Here is a 16,288-nt window from a genome sequence, read left to right on the forward strand (position 1 = left end):
GCGCACTAGCCGTCGAGGCGGACCGTCTCCAGGGAGATCCCGGCCGCCGGGAAGCGGTCGAGCAGGGCATCGCCCATGGCGGCGGCCGGGGTCAGCACCCCGCGCAGATCCGACAGCTTGTCGCGGTCGAGTGCCAGCGCCAGCCCGCATTCGCCCAACATCACCGACGTCGCTTTGTAACCGGGATCACCCTCCTGGTGGATGGTGGCGCGGTAGCGCGCGCCGGTCGTCGTGGTCGTGTAGGTCTCGGCGCGGTAGTAACCGCGCTCGCGGGCCTGCTCGCTGGGCCCGGTGCCGGGCTTGGGCGCGATGCGCTCCACCAGGCGCCGCGGCAGAAGGCGGAAGAACCGGCTGCCCAGCGCGACGACACCGTTGTTGGCCGCGCTAGCCACCGCCGACACCACCGGCGCGGCGACCGACGAGCCGACGCTCATGTACTCCGCATAGCGCAGCCGGTGGCCGTAGGCGTACTGCAGAAGCGCGTTGCTGCGGCGCACGATGCGGGTGTTGTACATGGCCATCACGAAGCCGGTGGTCCACACCCCGGCGAGCTCCGGCGCGATCTCGCGGCCCCGCCGCCACGGCAGGTCGGGCTGCGGACCGAGCTCAGGCTCGGCGGCCCGGTCCTGGGTGAGCGTGTACGGATCTTCGAGCATGCGCCGAGTGTTCGGGTCATTGGAGGAGGCGCGGAAGACCTCGATCATCGAGGCGACCGTGCCGCCCGACACGCCGCCGGAGAATCCGCGCAGCACGAAGTCGGTGTCACCGAGCTCGCCGGTGCCGTCCTTCTGCGCCCGCCGGTACAGCGCGAAGACGCTCATATCCGAAGGGATGGAGTCGAATCCGCACGCGTGCACGATTCGTGCGCCGGTGTCGACGGCCTGCTTGTGGTAGTCGTCGATGCTCTGTCGCACGAACATCGCCTCACCGGTGAGGTCGGCGTAGTCGGTGCCGGCCGCGGCACAGGCCGCCACCAGAGGTAGACCGTAGCGGCTGTAGGGGCCGACGGTGGTGATGACGACGCGGGTGCGCGCGGCCATGTCGGCCAGCGACGACGGCGAGGCGGCATCGGCTGTCAGAATCGGCCAGTCCTGGGCCGCTAAGCCGAGCGTCTCCCGAACGGCCAGCAGCTTCTCCGGGGACCGACCGGCCAGCGCGACCTTGACATCGCCGCCCTTGCGGGCCAGGTAGTCGGCGGTGAGCTTGCCCACGAATCCGGTGGCCCCGTATACGACGATGTCGAATTCTCGCTCTGGTGCGGTCATGAGGCCAACTTACCGGGGCGAGTCAGCCCAGCGTTTCGGGGAACTGCGCCGGCTCCCCCAGCACGTGTTCGGCCAAGAACGCGGTGACCACCTGGTACCAGATCTTCGCGTGCTGCGGAGCGAGCACCCAGTGGTTCTCCGACGGGAAGTACAGGAACCGGTGCACCGACGTGCCGTCGTCGGCGGCCGGCAGTCCAGAGGTGGTCAGCAGCTCGTACCACAGCCGCAGCGCCTCGCCGATGGGCACTCGGTAGTCCTTGTCACCGTGGATGACCAGCATCGGGGTCTTGATGTGCTCGACGAAGCGGTGTGGCGAATTGTCCTGTGCCATAGCCGGTGTCATCTCGCGCGCCCAGTAGTACGCGCCGTCGGTTGTCGGGCCGAACTGGTCGAGCGCCCACAGGCTGGCATGCGTGACGATCGCCGCGAAGCGGTCGGTGTGGCCGGCCACCCAGTTGGCCATGTAGCCGCCGAACGAGCCGCCCATCGCCGCAGTGCGGCCTTCGTCGATGCGCGGGTCGGCCACCGCGGCGTCGACGGCGGCCATCAGGTCCTCGTACGGCGGGCCGCCCCACGCCCCCCAGCCGCGCTGGATGAACTGCTGCCCGTAGCCGGTGGACAGCGCGGGGTCGGGCAGCAGCACCGCATACCCACGAGCGGCCATCAGCCACGGATTCCACCGCCATGACCACGCGTTCCAGCTGCCCAGCGGTCCGCCGTGGATCCAGAGCAGCAGCGGCGCGGGCTGGGTCGCTCGGTCGGTCACCTCCTGCCCGCCGGAAGGCAGCACCAGCCAGGACCGCACCGAGGTGCCGTCGGCGGCGGTAGCGACGATTTCGGTCAATTCACCTGGAAGTTCAGGCAATTCGACGCACGGCAACGCGGTGATGGTTCCCGTGGACTCGATCCGTACCGGGTGCGGCGGCGCGGCATATGAGCTACGCAGTGCGAAGAGAACGCCGTCGGGTGCGCTGATGACGTTGCTGTAGCTGAAGTCATCGGTGGTGAGCCGGCGGACGACGCCATCGAGTCCAACCGAGAAGATCGGGCACCGGCCGTTGTCGTCGGCGGTGACCAGGATCGCCGAGCCGTCGTGCGCCCAGGTCACCGTGGTCGGCCACCGGTCCCAGTCGGTCGCCGTCTGCGACCAGTCTCCTGAATGAAGATTCAAGTGGCACAGCGTGATTCGCGGAGCCTGGTCGGGCGTCGACGCGGTTTCGCGGGTGAAGGCCACCTGGGTGCCGTCGGGTGAAATGGCCGGGTGTTCCAGGTCGGCGAAGGGGTCGTCAGCGATCACCGCGCGCTCGCCGGTCTGCAGGTCGATGCGCACCAGGACCGACCGCAATGCGACTCCCGGCGCGGGCACCCGCCACGTCGCGACCGCGAAGCTGCCGTCCGGGCTCACGGCGAAATCCGCCTCCCCGAGGGCCGGCCCAGGATCGCGCGTCACGTCGGTCAGCTCACCGTCAGCGGCCACGCGCAACAGGTGCGTCTCCTCCGGGCCCAAGTCCTTGTCCCAGTACCGCACCGGATACCCGGTGTGCAGGATGGCGCTGATCTTGTTGTCCTTACGTGTTTTCCGCAGTCGGCGCTCCTCGTCGAGGGAGTCGGACGACGGCAGCAGCGGCGCACCGATCACCACGACGGGTGCGTTGCGTGCGGTCCGCACGGCGGTGATCCCGGCGGGTAGCTCGGCCAGTTGAACGGACTCGCCACCCGCGGCAGGCAACAACCACAGCGCGGCCGGCGGCGTGTCGTCGTCCTCGGTCGGACGCACGGAGGTGAAGACCAGGTCGCCGGCTGCGGTGAACGCCGGTGACGATTCCCCCTTGGCGCCTCGCGTCAGCCGGCGGGCCTGCGCCGCCCCCTCGGGGTCCAGCTCCCACAGCGCGGTGACGTATTCGGTCTTGGCGGCATTGAGTTCGGCGACGCCTGCGACGACGCGCGATCCGTCGGCCGACGCCGCCAGCCCGGAAACCCGTGGTAGGGCGATGTAGTCGTCGAGATCGTCGAACGGGCCTGAGGTCATGCCCTGTTGGTAGCACACGCCCCGTAGGTTCAGGGCATGGCCGAGATCGCAGTCGTGGGGGCTGGCATCGCCGGACTCGCTACCGCTGCGGCGCTGACCCAGCGCGGTCATTACGTCACCGTGATCGAAGAGCGCACCGACACCGGCTCAGGTGCCGGCATCAGCATCTGGCCCAACGCGCTGGCCGCCCTCGACCACCTCGGGCTGGGCGAGCAGGTGCGCGCGGCCGGCGGCCGCATCGCGGCGGGCGCGATCCGCTGGAAGGACGGCCGATGGTTGCGGCGCCCGGCCGGCGAGCGGATCGTCACCGCGCTCGGCGAACCGCTGGTCGTACTGCAGCGCGCCGCACTGCGCGACATCCTGGCCGGGGCGCTCGCGGCTGGGACCGTCGTCAACGGACTGGCGGTCTGCGAGTTGACCACCACACCCACCGGGGTGCGGCTGCACCTGGCGGACTCCTCCACCCGCGACGTCGACGCGGTGGTCGGCGCGGACGGCACCCGTTCGGTGGTGGCCCGCCACCTCAACGGCCCGCTCCCGCGCCGCTATGCCGGCTACACGGCTTGGCGCGGGGTTGCCGTGTTCGCGATCGACCCCGACCTGGCCGGCGAGACCATGGGAGCAGGCGCGGAGGTCGGCCACGTCCCGATGGGAGCCGACCGGACGTACTGGTTCGCCACCGAACGCGCTACCGAGGGCGCATCGGCGCCGCAGGGCGAGCTCGCGTATCTGCGGGGGAAGTTTGCGTCGTGGGCCGCGCCGATCCCCGCCATCCTCGCCGCCACCGAGCCCGCCGAGGTTCTGCGCAACGACCTCTACGACCGCAGCCCCGCCAAACGCTGGGCGGCGGGACCGGTGGTGCTGGTCGGAGACGCCGCCCACCCCATGCGGCCACATTTGGGCCAGGGCGGCTGTCAAGCGCTGGAGGACGCCGCGGTACTGGGTGCGTTCGTCGACCTGTCTACCGACCTGCCGACGGCCTTCGCCGCCTTCGAGGCGTTCCGCCGCGGCCGGGTCCGAGCAATCGCTCGTGAATCGCAGCTGATCGGCCGTGTGGTCAATCTGCGCCCTGCGGCGCTGAGCGCGCTGGCCAGCCGGTCGACAGTCGTATTGCCGGAGTTCCTGGTGACCCGCCACCTGGCCTCGATCGCCGCACGATCGGCGTTCCGGTTGCCTACACGCAACGACGCCCAGTCGGCCTGAACCGGCTGGGCGTCGTCAGCGACAGATTTAGTGAAGGCCGAGGGCGTTGGCGATCGCGCCGGCCGGGTCGTGAAAGGCCTGGCACATCTTGTTGAAGTCGATCGACTTGAACGGGCCGCTCTGAACGTTGGCGCAAGCGCCACCCTGAGCCGGGGCGACGCCGCCAGAAACGGGAGTGGCGAAGGCCGGCGCGCCGGCCGCCTGGCCGCACTTCGGCCACGCACCCATGCCCTGCTTGCGGGCGACATTCTCGGCGACCCGGATCTGCTCCTCACGCGACGCGTGGGCCGCGCTGCCGATGCCCCCGTTCGCCTTCCAGGTCGCGTCGCTGAACTGCAGCCCACCCGAGAAGCCGTTGCCGGTGTTGGCACCCCAGTTGCCACCGGATTCGCACTGAGCGACCGCGTCCCAGTTCACACCGCTGTCTGCACTGGCATTTCCGATGCTCAGGACGAACCCGGCGAGGGCAAGCGCTCCGGAGATGACTGCGAGGGTGACGATCCTGCGCAAAGTGCTCATTGGTGTGTCCCTTCCCGACAAAGGGGGCACGTGGTGTGCCGCTGTGATGTGAATCGCAGCTTGTGATGCAGTTGTTACGGGCGCGTCGATTGATTTCTCTGAGAATTTTGATAAGGAAGTGATCCAAGAAATAAGAGTGGCGCCGGGTCTTCGACCCGGCGCCACTCTTGTGAGGCGTTGTATCAGCCGCGCCGACCGCAGACCGGCCAGGCGCCACGACCTTGGCTGCGCAGGACGTTCTCCGCCACGCGGATCTGCTCCTCGCGCGAAGCCTGGTGCGGCGAACCCGCGCCACCGTTGGCGCGCCAGGTGCCCAGGGTGAACTGCAACCCGCCGTAGTAGCCGTTACCGGTATTGATCGCCCAGTTTCCGCCGGACTCGCACGCTGCTACCGCATCCCAGTTCATGCCGTCCGCCGAAGCGGTACCGGTGCCGATGGTCAAGGGTGCGATGACGGCAGCGCCACCGATGGCGGCCATGCCGAGGGATCGAGCGAGCGTCTTGCGGACGTTGTTCAACGGTTTTCCTTTCGCCGCGCACGTGCCAACAACCGGCTCGTCGTTTCCGACGGATGCAGTCCTTCTCAGGACAGCCGGATTTCGGGTCGCGCCGTCTCGGTCGGGCACGACAGCGGGACGGCCGGCATCACCGCGGAATTGATCACCCGGTGATCCACAGAAGGTCGCTTGCGACCTCCCCGGCCCCGCTCACACGCAGGGTTCAAATGTGTGGAGTCATATCTGCAGTTGTTTGCTCCCTAAAGGGATCGGGTAGGACCGTACAAAGCCTCAGAAGCGAAGTCACATCAGCGATGCGCTTATCTCGGTCAGATCACGAGATGGTTACAAGTCAAAGCTATGAGTTGTCTGTGCAGGTCAGCTCGCCATTTCGCGACCAGGCAATTTGTTGACACGCCCGTAAATTCAGTGACGTTAATCACGCACTATTTGTGGCGTGCGACACATGTTTTTGATAACGCAAGGCATGAGGATTTGCGAAATCTGCAGACCACAGCAAGCCACCCTGTCTCACCTGCCCCAACAGCCCCGCGGCCACGCCATTGGTTAGCTGGCGGCGCAGTCTGCGAGAAAAAGACGCGGTTGATTTCTCCGGGGCAGCTCAGCACCGGGCGGCGAGCCCTTGACACCGCGGCGAGACGCACCCGGCATTACCTGAATTATGTTGCCGCTCAAGCGGTCCTGAACATCGAGCCGGGAGGCAGCCACGGCGTGTGAATATCGGTTTCGATCGCATTCTTGATCGGCAGCGATGTCAACGCGTATGCCGATTATCCGGCGATTTGCTGCGCCAGATCGGTCGGTGAATTGACGTTAGCCAGTGCCCGACTGGCCGGGATCACGATCCGCTGAGTGACGACCGTTTCGGCCAGCGCCCGCATACTTCGATCCCCGGCCGTGACCAGGGCATCGATGTGGTCGGCCAAGTCGGTGCGGTAGATGCCGGCCAGGTAGTGATCGCGGCCGTCCCACGGCAGCACGACGTCGACGCCGTGGTGCGACGCGAGTTCGTCGACGACGCCGGTGGACAGGAACGGCATGTCGACGGCGCTGACAAACGCACGCTCCGCCCCGGCCGCGGCGGCAGCCCGGAGCCCGCGTCCGGTGGCAAGCAAGGGACCCACCCCGCGAACCTCGTCACGCAGCACCTGCGCTTCCAGCGCGGGCAGCGCCTGACCGGGTGCGGCGATCACGAACACCGGCGCACAGCGGGAGCTCAGCACGGCAACGGTGTATTCCACCATCGTGGTACCGCCGTCAGGATGCGGCAGCGTGGCTTTGTCGCGGCCCATGCGCCGCGACGCCCCACCAGCCAGTACTACGGCGGCCAGCGGGGCGGGCGTGCTCACGGGTGCGTCTGGGCCCGGCTAGTCGACGGTCCAGGTGTCGCGGCCACGCAGCAGCGATTGCAGTGCGTGCCGGTCATGCGGGGTGGCCTCCCGAGCCAGGCGAACCTGATCGCGGGCGGCGTCGTCGTATGTCGGCCGGTTGACCTGCCGGAAGACGCCCATCACCGTGTGCTCGAGGTTCTGGTCGCTCAACCGCGACAGCGCGAAGGCGTAGGCGGAGTCCGCGATCGTCGCGTCGTGCACCACGATGTCGGTGGCCGCCACGTCGGCCGTCTTCGCGACGTCCAGTCCGAACCCGGTCTTGACGACGCAGTACTCGCCGTTGGCGCCGAACGTGACCGGCTCACCCTGGCGGACGTTGATGATCCGCTCCTCGGAGCCCTCCTTGCGGAGCAGGTCGAAGGAGCCGTCGTTGAAGATCGGGCAATCCTGCATGATCTCGACCAGCGCGGCACCGCGGTGCTCGGCAGCGGCCTTCAGCACCTCGGACAGGCCCTTGCGGTCGGAGTCAAGCGCCCGGCCGACGAATGTCGCCTCGGCACCCAGCGCCAGCGAAACCGGGTTGAACGGATGGTCCAGCGAGCCCATCGGGGTGGACTTGGTGACCTTGCCGACCTCGGAGGTCGGCGAGTACTGGCCCTTGGTCAGCCCGTAGATCCGGTTGTTGAACAGCAGGATCGTGATGTTGACGTTGCGGCGCAGCGCGTGGATCAGGTGGTTGCCGCCGATCGAGAGGGCGTCACCGTCACCGGTCACCACCCACACGGACAGGTCCGGACGGGCCAGCGCCAAGCCGGTGGCGATGGTCGGGGCGCGACCGTGGATCGAATGGAAACCGTAGGTCTCCAGGTAGTACGGGAACCGGCTCGAGCACCCGATACCGCTGATGAACGCGATGTTCTCCCGGCGCAGACCCAGATCCGGCAGGAAGTTGCGGATGGTGTTCAGGATGACGTAGTCGCCGCAGCCGGGGCACCAGCGGACCTCCTGGTCACTGGTGAAGTCCTTGGCCTTCTGCGGCTCGTCGGTGGTCGGCACCCACGCCGTCTTGGACACACTCGGTGCCAGCAGGTCCGAGCCGATCAGGTCAGTCATGCGTTCACTCCCGCGCCAACATCGGTTCCAGTACTCACGGTAGCTGCCGCAAGCCTGGCGAATTTCGCTTTGTCGCTTTCCTTTTCAGCCAGCGTCCCGTCGAGGGCGGCATCGATGATGCCTTCCAGCTCGTCGGCCAGGAACGCCATGCCTTCCACCTTCGTGACCGACTGGACGTCGACCAGGTACGTGCCGCGCAGCAGCAGCGCCAGCTGGCCGAGGTTCATCTCCGGGACCACGACCTTCGGGTACTTGCGCAGTACCTCCCCGAGGTTGGCCGGCAACGGGTTGAGATGCCGCAGGTGAGCCTGGGCGACCTTGATCCCGCGGCGGCGCGCCCGCCGGCATGCCTCGCCGATCGGTCCGAACGAGCTTCCCCAGCCGAGGATCAACAGCTCGGCGTCGCCGGTCGGGTCGTCGACCTTGATGTCGGGCACCGTGATGCCGGCGATCTTGGCCTGACGCAACCGGACCATGAGGTCGTGGTTGGCCGGCTCGTAGGAGATGTTGCCCGAACCGTTGGCCGATTCCAGGCCGCCGATGCGGTGCTCGAGGCCGGGCGTGCCCGGTACCGCGAACTGGCGAGCCAGCGTCTCGGGATCCCGTGCGTAGGGCTGGAATTCCTCGCCTGCCTTGGCATGGTTGGACTCGATCGGCTCGAAGGAGTCGATGTCCGGGATCCGCCACGGTTCCGATCCATTGGCGATTGCCCCGTCGGACAGCAAGATCACCGGCGTGCGATAGGTCAGCGCGATGCGGGCGGCCTCGATGGCCACCTCGAAGCAGTCCGAGGGAGTGCTTGCGGCCAGCACGGCCACCGGCGACTCGCCGTTGCGGCCGAACATCACCTGCAGTAGGTCCGCTTGCTCGGTCTTGGTGGGCAGGCCGGTGGACGGTCCGCCACGCTGCACATCGATCACCAGCAGCGGCAGTTCGGCCATCATGGCCAGGCCGATGGCCTCGGACTTCAGCGAGATTCCCGGACCCGACGTGCTGGTCACGCCAAGTGCGCCGCCGTAGGACGCACCGATCGCGGCGCCGACGCCGGCGATCTCGTCCTCGGCCTGGAAGGTCAGGACGTTGAAATTCTTGTGCTTGGACAGCTCGTGCAGGATGTCCGACGCCGGCGTGATCGGGTAGGTGCCGAGCACCACCTGCGTGTCGGCGAGCTGACCGGCGGCGATCACGCCGTAAGCCAGGGCGGTATTGCCGGAGATCTGCCGATATTCGCCCGGAGCCAGCTTGGCCGGGGAGATCTCGTAGGTGGTGCCGAACGCCTCGGTGGTCTCGCCGTAGTTCCAGCCGGCCTTCAGCGCGAGGACGTTGGCCTCGGCGACATCGGGCTTGCGGGCGAACTTTTCCCGGATGAACGTCTCACTGGTCTCGATCGGCCGGCCGTACATCCACGACAGCAGGCCGAGCGCGAACATGTTTTTGGCGCGCTGGCCGTCCTTCTTGGTTGCGCCGATCGCCTCGACGGCACCGAGGGTCAGCGTCGTCATCGCGACGGCCTGTACGACGTAGTCGTCGAGCTCGCCACTCTCGAGCGGGTTGGCCTCGTAGCCGACCTTTGCGAGGTTGCGCTTGGTGAATTCGTCGGAGTTGGCGATCACCAGCCCGCCGCGCGGGAGGTCGCCGATGTTGGCCTTCAGCGCCGCGGGGTTCATGGCGACGAGGACGTCCGGACGGTCACCGGCGGTGAGGATGTCGTAGTCGGCGATCTGGATCTGGAAGGACGAGACGCCCGGCAGCGTGCCCTGTGGTGCCCGGATCTCGGCAGGGTAATTCGGTTGCGTAGCAAGGTCATTGCCGAACAGCGCGGCCTCCGAGGTGAACCGGTCGCCGGTCAGCTGCATGCCGTCACCGGAGTCACCGGCGAACCGGATGACCACCTTTTCCAGCTTCTGCCGGTCCCCCGTAGCCCCGTTGCCGTTCGGACCCACGTCCCCGCCTTTCGTCCTGTCCCGCCGGGCGTAGATCCCGCGTCGCTGTCAGTGGGACGCGCCGACGGAATCGACAGCCCAGGAGTTGCTGTCACTCGCAGTACCGATTATTGCACTTTCTTAGGCAAGCCCGGCTGCGGCGCGCTCCTGACACGCCGTGCAGCCTGCGGGGAAGTCACAGCTCACGGACATGATCGAGAGCCCGCATGAGACAAAAGTGTGTCGTTCGTCACTCTCCGAGAATGCCATTCTCTAAGAGAGTGGCTACTGGCGAGTAGCTATCAGTTGCGGCGCGCCCCCAGGCGTTTCTCGAGTTCGTTGGCGACCAGTTCACTGGCTTCCCCGGCCGCCGCGACCGGGTCCGCGCCGGCCGCCCGATTTGCCACATAACAGGTGGTGAACATATCCCCGGCCCCGGTGGTCTGTACTCCTTCGACCCGCCACGCGGCCGGTACCCGCACCCGCGTGTCGCCGGTATAGATGTCACAGCCTTCGGATCCGTAAGTGACCAGGATTTCGGGCACGCCGAGGCGCGCCGCGGTCGAGGAGTCGAACGGACCGTCGGCCACGATGACGGCCTCGTCCTCGGCCAGCTTGAGAATGCTCAAGTGCTTCAGCAGCTCCGGCGGGTAGTGCCGATCCACCACCAGCGGTCCGAGCCGGTCGGCGCGAACCAGGCCCTGGCCGTCGTAGGCGACCCGGTGGCCGCGCTGGGCCAGCAGGGCCAGCGTCTCGGCGGGGAAATCGGTCCGCAGCAACGGGGCCAGGTGAACCCACGTGGTCTCGGGGTCCGCCGCCGCCACCTCCGCCGCGCTCCACACCGGGCCGATGGCCTCCACCGACATTCGACGATGATCGACATCCTCGTAGTCCAGCCGAAATGCACTCGTGCACTCCGCGGGCAGGATTCGGATCAGAGAGCGGAATCGCTCGAGCAGCGGCTCGTACAACGAGTGGTCCTCGTCGGCCGCCAGGGCGACGATTCCACCCGGAGCGCCGGCGGCCTCCATGGCCACACCGGAGAACGACGCACACCCGCCCGGAGTCTTCGGGCCGCCGTTGATCACGTCGACGGCGAGATTGCCCAGCACGGTCACGCCGGCAACCAGCTCAGCGCGGTGTCGTGGCACGAATCGATCTCCTCAAACATTCGGCGCATCCATCGTGGCCGTCGGCGCGGAATGCTAGTCGCGAATTCTCCGAATCCACGACTCGGCGAGCTCAGCCCGGCAGGTTGTACGGGGTGATCACCTGAATCGGGACGGGTCGCGCGGGCTCGCTGGGCAGCGCCCGGTGCTGCTGCAGGATCAGCCGCATCGCCAGCCTGGCGTCGGCGCGCAGGTCGTTGTGCAGCACCGCCGAGATGCGGCCTTCGCGCAGCAGGCGCCGGTTGTCGGCGTCGAGATCATGAGCGATAAAGACCTTGCATACGCGTCCTAACTCTTCGAACGCCGCCACCGTCGCCGTGTTGCCCCCGCCGACGGAGTAGACCGCAGCCACGTCCGGGTGACGCTCGAGGGCGTCGACCACCAGGCGTTCGATGGTCGCGTCGATACCGTCGCTGTCACTGACCTCGACGATGCCGCGTCCAGACTTGCGCAGTGCCGTCCGGAAGCCGACTTCACGTTCGGCCTCGCCGCGGAACACGTTGCGGCTCAATGTGATCAACACGTCGGCCGGCGTCTCACCCAGCCACTGGTCCATCAGGTAGGCCGCGGTGACGCCGGCCCCGTGGTTGTCGATACCGACGTAGGCACACCGCGCACTGGCCGGAATGTCGGTCGCATACGTCACCACCGGAACACCGGCGGCCACCAGTCGGTCGACGGCTTCTGCCACCTCCGGTTCGTCCTGCGCCTTGAGCACGACCCCGTGACTGCCCCTGATGCGGTCCAGTGTCTCCGCCATCTGGTCGGTCGATCCGGCCTCCCAGAGGTGAAAGCGGGCGCGCAGCATGGCCGGCGCGAACGCAGGCAGCTCGGCCTCGACCGCGGCACGGAACGCATCCGAGAACCGGCGTGGTGTTTGCATCACCACATCGAGCAGGAAGCGACGTCCGTTGAGCCGCAACTGGGCCTGCTGCTTCTCGAGATCGGAGATCGCGTGCAGCACCTCGGCGCGAGTGGCCGCCCGGACGCCGGGCCGGTCGTTGAGCACGCGGTCAACGGTCGCTTCGGACAGCCCGGACTGCTGGGCGATCTCGCGGACCTTGAATCGGTGCGCCATGATCGCACTCTATCGTTCTGATGGGTTTTTGATGGGTTTCTGGTGTTGATTGCGTCCTCAGTCACAGCAAGACTTACTGCATGATCGACCTGAGCGCACGGGCGCAGCCGTGGTTGAGCGACGCGGCATTTCAGCTCGACGAGCTGCGAAGCCTGACCGAGCGGGACACCGATCTCGGCGCCTACCCGCACGCCGCCGAGGTCCGGCAGAACGTCGTGGTGTACTCCGCGGCCGAGATGGCACGCGCCGACCGGCGGGCGTTGCAGACCGAGCTCATCACGGCGCTGACCGAAGGGCCCGGCGTCGTCGTGTTCAGAGGTGCGTTCTCGGCCCCCGTCGTCGATGCGGCCAGCGCGGCGTTTTCGGCGCTGATCGACGAGCAGCGACAGGCCGGCGGCGCGGCCGGCGATCACTTCGGCGCGGCTGGTGTCAACGACCGGGTGTGGAACGCGGCCCAGAAACTCGCGCTGCACTCCCCCGACGTCTACGCCGACTATTACGCCAACGATCTGTTGGCTCTCGTCTGCCAGGCGTGGCTGGGTCCGCGATACCAGGTCACCTCTCAGGTCAATGTGGTGAATCCCGGTGGCGCCGCGCAGGTTCCGCACCGCGACTACCACCTAGGGTTCGTTGCGCCCGACCAGCTCACCGACTACCCCGCCCAGGTGCACCGGCTGTCGGCGACGCTTACCCTGCAGGGGGCCGTAGCGCACACCGATATGCCGTTGGAGAGCGGGCCGACCATGCTGCTGCCGTACTCGCAGCTGTTTGCGGGCGGGTATGTGGCGTTCAATCGTCCCGAGTTCATCGACTACTTCGCCGCCCATCGGGTGCAGATCCCGCTGAGTAGGGGCGACGCGGTGTTCTTCAATCCCGCGCTCTATCACGGCGCAGGTGCCAACACCTCCGCCGACGTGCGCCGGATGGCCAACCTGCTGCAGATCTCGTCCCCGTTCGGCCGGGCGATGGAAGCACTCGACCGCACCGCGATGGTGCGGGCGGTGTACCCGGCATTGCGGGCCATGAAGGCCGCGGGCAGGCCGGCGGCGGAGTTGCTCAACGCCGTAGTGGCCACGGCCGAGGGTTATCCCTTCCCCACCAACCTGGATCGCGACCAGCCGATCGGAAGTTTGGCTCCGCCTAGCCAAGTCGACGTGGTGCTCGGCGCACTGGCCGACGACCTGACCCCCGAAGCCCTCGACGTCGCCCTGCGCGACCAGAACGAACGGAGAACCCCGTGACCACACTCGGTGTTATCGGCCTGGGCCGGATCGGTGCATTCCACACCGACACGCTGAGCCAACTCGATGGTGTCGACGCCCTCGTCGTCACGGATGAGCGTCCCGACGTCGTCGCCCAAGTTGCGACAAAATACGGTGTCCGATCGGTTGATTCGGTCGACGCTCTGCTGTCGTCCGGTATCGACGGTGTCGTGGTCGCCGCTGCCACCCCGGCACACGCCGAACTGACGCTGGCCGCCGTCGAACGCAGGCTGCCGACCTTCTGCGAGAAGCCGGTGGCCGCCACCGCGGCCGAGAGCGCGAAGGTCGCCGCCGCCATCCAGCGGTCCGGCGTGCCGGTGCAGATCGGTTATCAGCGCCGGTTCGATACCGCGTTCGCCGCAGCCAAGGCCGCTGTCGACAGTGGGGCGCTGGGCGCGCTGCACACGATCCGCAGCACCACGATGGATCCCGCTCCCCCGCCGATGGATTACATCGCCGGCTCCGGTGGAATCTTCCGCGACTGCGCGGTCCACGATTTCGACATCGTCCGGTGGATCACCGGGCAGGAAGCCGTCGAGGTATACGCCACCGGCACCGTGCAGGGTGATCCGCTGTTCGCCGAACTGGGCGACGTCGACACCGCGGCGGTGGTCGTCCGGTTCGACGGCGGTGCGCTCGGAGTCATCTCCAACGCACGCTACAACGGTCGCGGTTACGACTGCCGGCTGGAAGTGCACGGTTTCAACGACACCGTCGTCGCCGGCTGGGATCAGGGAGTTCCGGTGCGGAACACAGACCCGCGCAACGACTTTCCCGCCGGCCAGCCGCACGGCTTCTTCATGGATCGATTCACCGAGGCGTTTCGGACCGAGCTCAGCGGGTTCGTCGATGTCGTCAAGGGGGCGCCGGTGCGCGGTGCCACCGTGGCTGACGCCGTCGAGGTCGCCTGGATCGCCGAAGCCGCCACCGAATCGCTGCGCCGTGACGCACCCGTTCGTATCGAGGAGGTACGTCAGTGAAAATCGCCGGAGCACCCATTTCCTGGGGAGTGTGCGAAGTGCCGGGCTGGGGCTATCAGCTCGACTCAGAGCGGGTGCTGTCCGAGATGGGCCACGCCGGCCTGACGGCTACCGAACTCGGCCCGGAAGGATTCCTGCCCGCCGAGCCCGGTGAGCTGACCGCGCTGCTCAGCCGGCACAGCCTGAGCTGTGTCGGTAGCTTCGCGCCGGTGGTGCTGCACGACCCCGCCCACGATCCGGTGCCTGACATCGCTGCGGTGCTGGATTGCCTTGTGGCTTCGGGTGCTTCGATGCTGGTGCTCGCCGCGGCAACCGGTAGCGACGGCTACGACTCGCGGCCCGTCCTGGACGACGAACAATGGTCCACTCTGCTGACCAACCTCGACCGGCTTGCGGCCGCAGCCGCCGAGCGCGGCATCACCGCTGTCCTGCACCCGCATGTGGGCACCCTGGTCGAGCAGGGCGACGAGGTGGCCCGGGTTCTTGCCGGATCGTCGATCTCCCTGTGTCTGGACACCGGGCACCTGCTGATCGGCGGCACCGATCCGCTGCAGCTGGCCCGCGCGGTGCCCGGCCGGGTCGCTCACGTCCATCTCAAAGATGTCGAAGCGGACCTGGCGGCCTGCGTGCAGTCGGGCGAACTCACCTATACCGAGGCGGTGGCCGAGGGCATGTACACCCCGCTGGGCGCCGGCGACGTCGACATCGCCGGCATCGTCCAGGCATTGCGGGACAACGGTTTCGACGGCTGGTTCGTGCTCGAGCAGGACACCATCCTCGACGGCAGACCTCAGGGACAGGGGCCGTTGCGCGACGTGCTGGCCAGCGTGGCCTACCTTCAGCGCATTGTGGGCGGCGTGCCGGCATGAGTTTGCGGATCGGCATACTCGGGGCATCGCGAGTCGCCGAGCGTGCCGTCGTCGGACCAGCCCACGACCTGGGCCACCGACTTGTTGTGGTGGCTGCCCGGGACCCGCAGCGAGCCAAGGACTTCGCCGGCTTATACGGCGTCGAGCGAGTCGCCACCAGCTACGCCGACGTGGTCGAAGACCCCGAGGTCGACATCGTCTACAACCCGCTGGCCAATGCCCTGCACGCTCCGTGGAATTTGGCAGCGGTCAACGCGGGCAAGCCCGTGCTCACCGAAAAGCCGTTCGCGCGCAACCACACCGAGGCACGAACGGTCGCCGACGCCGCCACCAGCGCCGGGGTGAGCGTGCTGGAGGGGTTTCACTATCTGTTCCATCCGGTGACCCAGCGGATCTTCGAGCTGGCGACCAACGGCGAGCTCGGCGAGATCCACCACGTGGAGGTGCGGATGGCGATGCCCGCCCCTGAGCCCGGCGACCCGCGCTGGTCACTGGAGCTGGCCGGCGGCGCATTGATGGACCTCGGCTGTTACGGCCTGCACATCATGCGCCAGCTCGGCTCCCGCGGGCTGGGCCGTCCGTCGATCACCGGTGCCCACGCCTCTCAGCGCACCGCGGGTGTCGACGAGTGGTGCGACATTGAGCTGAGCTTTCCTTCCGGCGCCACCGGCTGCAGCGCCAATACCATGGTCGCCCAGGCGTATTCGTTCACCCTCAAGGTGGTCGGCACCAAGGGCGATGCCATGGTGCACGATTTCATCAGGCCCCACCTCGACGACCGGATCACGATCCGCACCCCGAGCGGCAGCAGGGTGGAGCACCTGGGCACCCGCCCGTCGTACACCTTTCAGCTCGAGGCGTTTGCCGCGCACATCCGCGACGGCGGGCAGCTGCCGATCGGCGTCGAGGACGCGGTGCAGAACATGCACTACGTGGATGCCGCCTACCGCGCGGCCGGCATGTCAGCACGCTGATCGGGCTTCTGCGGCGGGCCGCCGTCGGGCACGATGGCAGACATGCCGCAACAATT

12 protein-coding genes and 2 pseudogenes are annotated in these 16,288 nt (G+C 67.6%); 5 read left to right on the plus strand and 9 right to left on the minus strand.

All coding sequences use genetic code 11. The annotated features are described in order from the left end of the window. Positions 1–5: 5 nt before the first annotated feature. Positions 6–1,265, minus strand: a complete 1,260-nt coding sequence (locus tag AB431_RS20280; RefSeq protein WP_047331443.1) for a trans-acting enoyl reductase family protein — start codon at positions 1,263–1,265, stop codon at positions 6–8. 22 nt (positions 1,266–1,287) lie between these two features. Further along, positions 1,288–3,294, minus strand: a complete 2,007-nt coding sequence (locus AB431_RS20285) for a prolyl oligopeptidase family serine peptidase (protein ID WP_047333630.1) — start codon at positions 3,292–3,294, stop codon at positions 1,288–1,290. Between the two features lie 36 nt (positions 3,295–3,330). Between AB431_RS20285 and AB431_RS20290 the strand changes: the two genes are divergently transcribed. Further along, entirely contained in the window at positions 3,331–4,497 is a 1,167-nt protein-coding gene (locus AB431_RS20290; RefSeq protein WP_047331444.1) for an FAD-dependent oxidoreductase, read from the plus strand. Positions 4,498–4,698: 201 nt separating this feature from the next. On the opposite strand, the pseudogene AB431_RS31620 reads toward AB431_RS20290, so the two are convergent. From AB431_RS31620 to AB431_RS20325, 7 genes and pseudogenes are all read right to left on the minus strand, one after another. Beyond that, positions 4,699–4,914, minus strand: a pseudogene (locus AB431_RS31620) (transglycosylase family protein); the annotation flags it as partial. A 284-nt stretch (positions 4,915–5,198) separates the two neighbouring features. Beyond that, a pseudogene (locus AB431_RS20300) lies at positions 5,199–5,432 on the minus strand (transglycosylase family protein); the annotation flags it as partial. 872 nt (positions 5,433–6,304) lie between these two features. Continuing rightward, the gene (gene mobA / locus AB431_RS20305; protein ID WP_082135754.1) at positions 6,305–6,883 is read right to left on the minus strand and encodes a molybdenum cofactor guanylyltransferase; all 579 of its coding nucleotides are present in this window, start codon (positions 6,881–6,883) and stop codon (positions 6,305–6,307) included. A gap of 18 nt (positions 6,884–6,901) precedes the next feature. Beyond that, the gene (locus tag AB431_RS20310) at positions 6,902–7,978 is read right to left on the minus strand and encodes a 2-oxoacid:ferredoxin oxidoreductase subunit beta (RefSeq protein ID WP_047331448.1); all 1,077 of its coding nucleotides are present in this window, start codon (positions 7,976–7,978) and stop codon (positions 6,902–6,904) included. Next, on the minus strand, positions 7,975–9,921 hold the full coding sequence (locus tag AB431_RS20315; protein WP_047331449.1) for a 2-oxoacid:acceptor oxidoreductase subunit alpha: 1,947 nt from the start codon (positions 9,919–9,921) through the stop codon (positions 7,975–7,977). The genes AB431_RS20310 and AB431_RS20315 overlap by 4 nt, the downstream gene beginning before the upstream one ends. A 281-nt stretch (positions 9,922–10,202) precedes the next feature. Continuing rightward, positions 10,203–11,051 carry a PfkB family carbohydrate kinase gene (locus AB431_RS20320; RefSeq protein ID WP_235435713.1) on the minus strand — a complete coding sequence of 283 codons (849 nt, stop codon included), beginning with the start codon at positions 11,049–11,051 and terminating at the stop codon, positions 10,203–10,205. Between the two features lie 91 nt (positions 11,052–11,142). After that, on the minus strand, positions 11,143–12,147 hold the full coding sequence (locus tag AB431_RS20325) for a LacI family DNA-binding transcriptional regulator (protein WP_047331450.1): 1,005 nt from the start codon (positions 12,145–12,147) through the stop codon (positions 11,143–11,145). 80 nt (positions 12,148–12,227) lie between these two features. On the opposite strand from AB431_RS20325, the gene AB431_RS20330 reads away from it, so the two are divergent. Genes AB431_RS20330 through AB431_RS20345 form a run of 4 tightly spaced genes read left to right on the plus strand, consistent with a single transcriptional unit; the run spans position 12,228 to position 16,232 of the window. Next, a complete protein-coding gene (locus AB431_RS20330; RefSeq protein WP_047331451.1) occupies positions 12,228–13,388 on the plus strand; it encodes a phytanoyl-CoA dioxygenase family protein in 1,161 nt (386 codons plus the stop codon). Next, a complete protein-coding gene (locus AB431_RS20335; protein ID WP_047331452.1) occupies positions 13,385–14,389 on the plus strand; it encodes a Gfo/Idh/MocA family oxidoreductase in 1,005 nt (334 codons plus the stop codon). The genes AB431_RS20330 and AB431_RS20335 overlap by 4 nt, the downstream gene beginning before the upstream one ends. After that, on the plus strand, positions 14,386–15,258 hold the full coding sequence (locus AB431_RS20340) for a TIM barrel protein (protein ID WP_047331453.1): 873 nt from the start codon (positions 14,386–14,388) through the stop codon (positions 15,256–15,258). Before AB431_RS20335 ends, AB431_RS20340 begins: the two co-directional genes overlap by 4 nt. Further along, on the plus strand, positions 15,255–16,232 hold the full coding sequence (locus tag AB431_RS20345; protein ID WP_047331454.1) for a Gfo/Idh/MocA family protein: 978 nt from the start codon (positions 15,255–15,257) through the stop codon (positions 16,230–16,232). Before AB431_RS20340 ends, AB431_RS20345 begins: the two co-directional genes overlap by 4 nt. Positions 16,233–16,288: the final 56 nt, after the last annotated feature.

Origin of the sequence: Mycobacterium sp. EPa45, assembly GCF_001021385.1 — a bacterium.
Taxonomy (GTDB): Bacteria; Actinomycetota; Actinomycetes; order Mycobacteriales; family Mycobacteriaceae; genus Mycobacterium.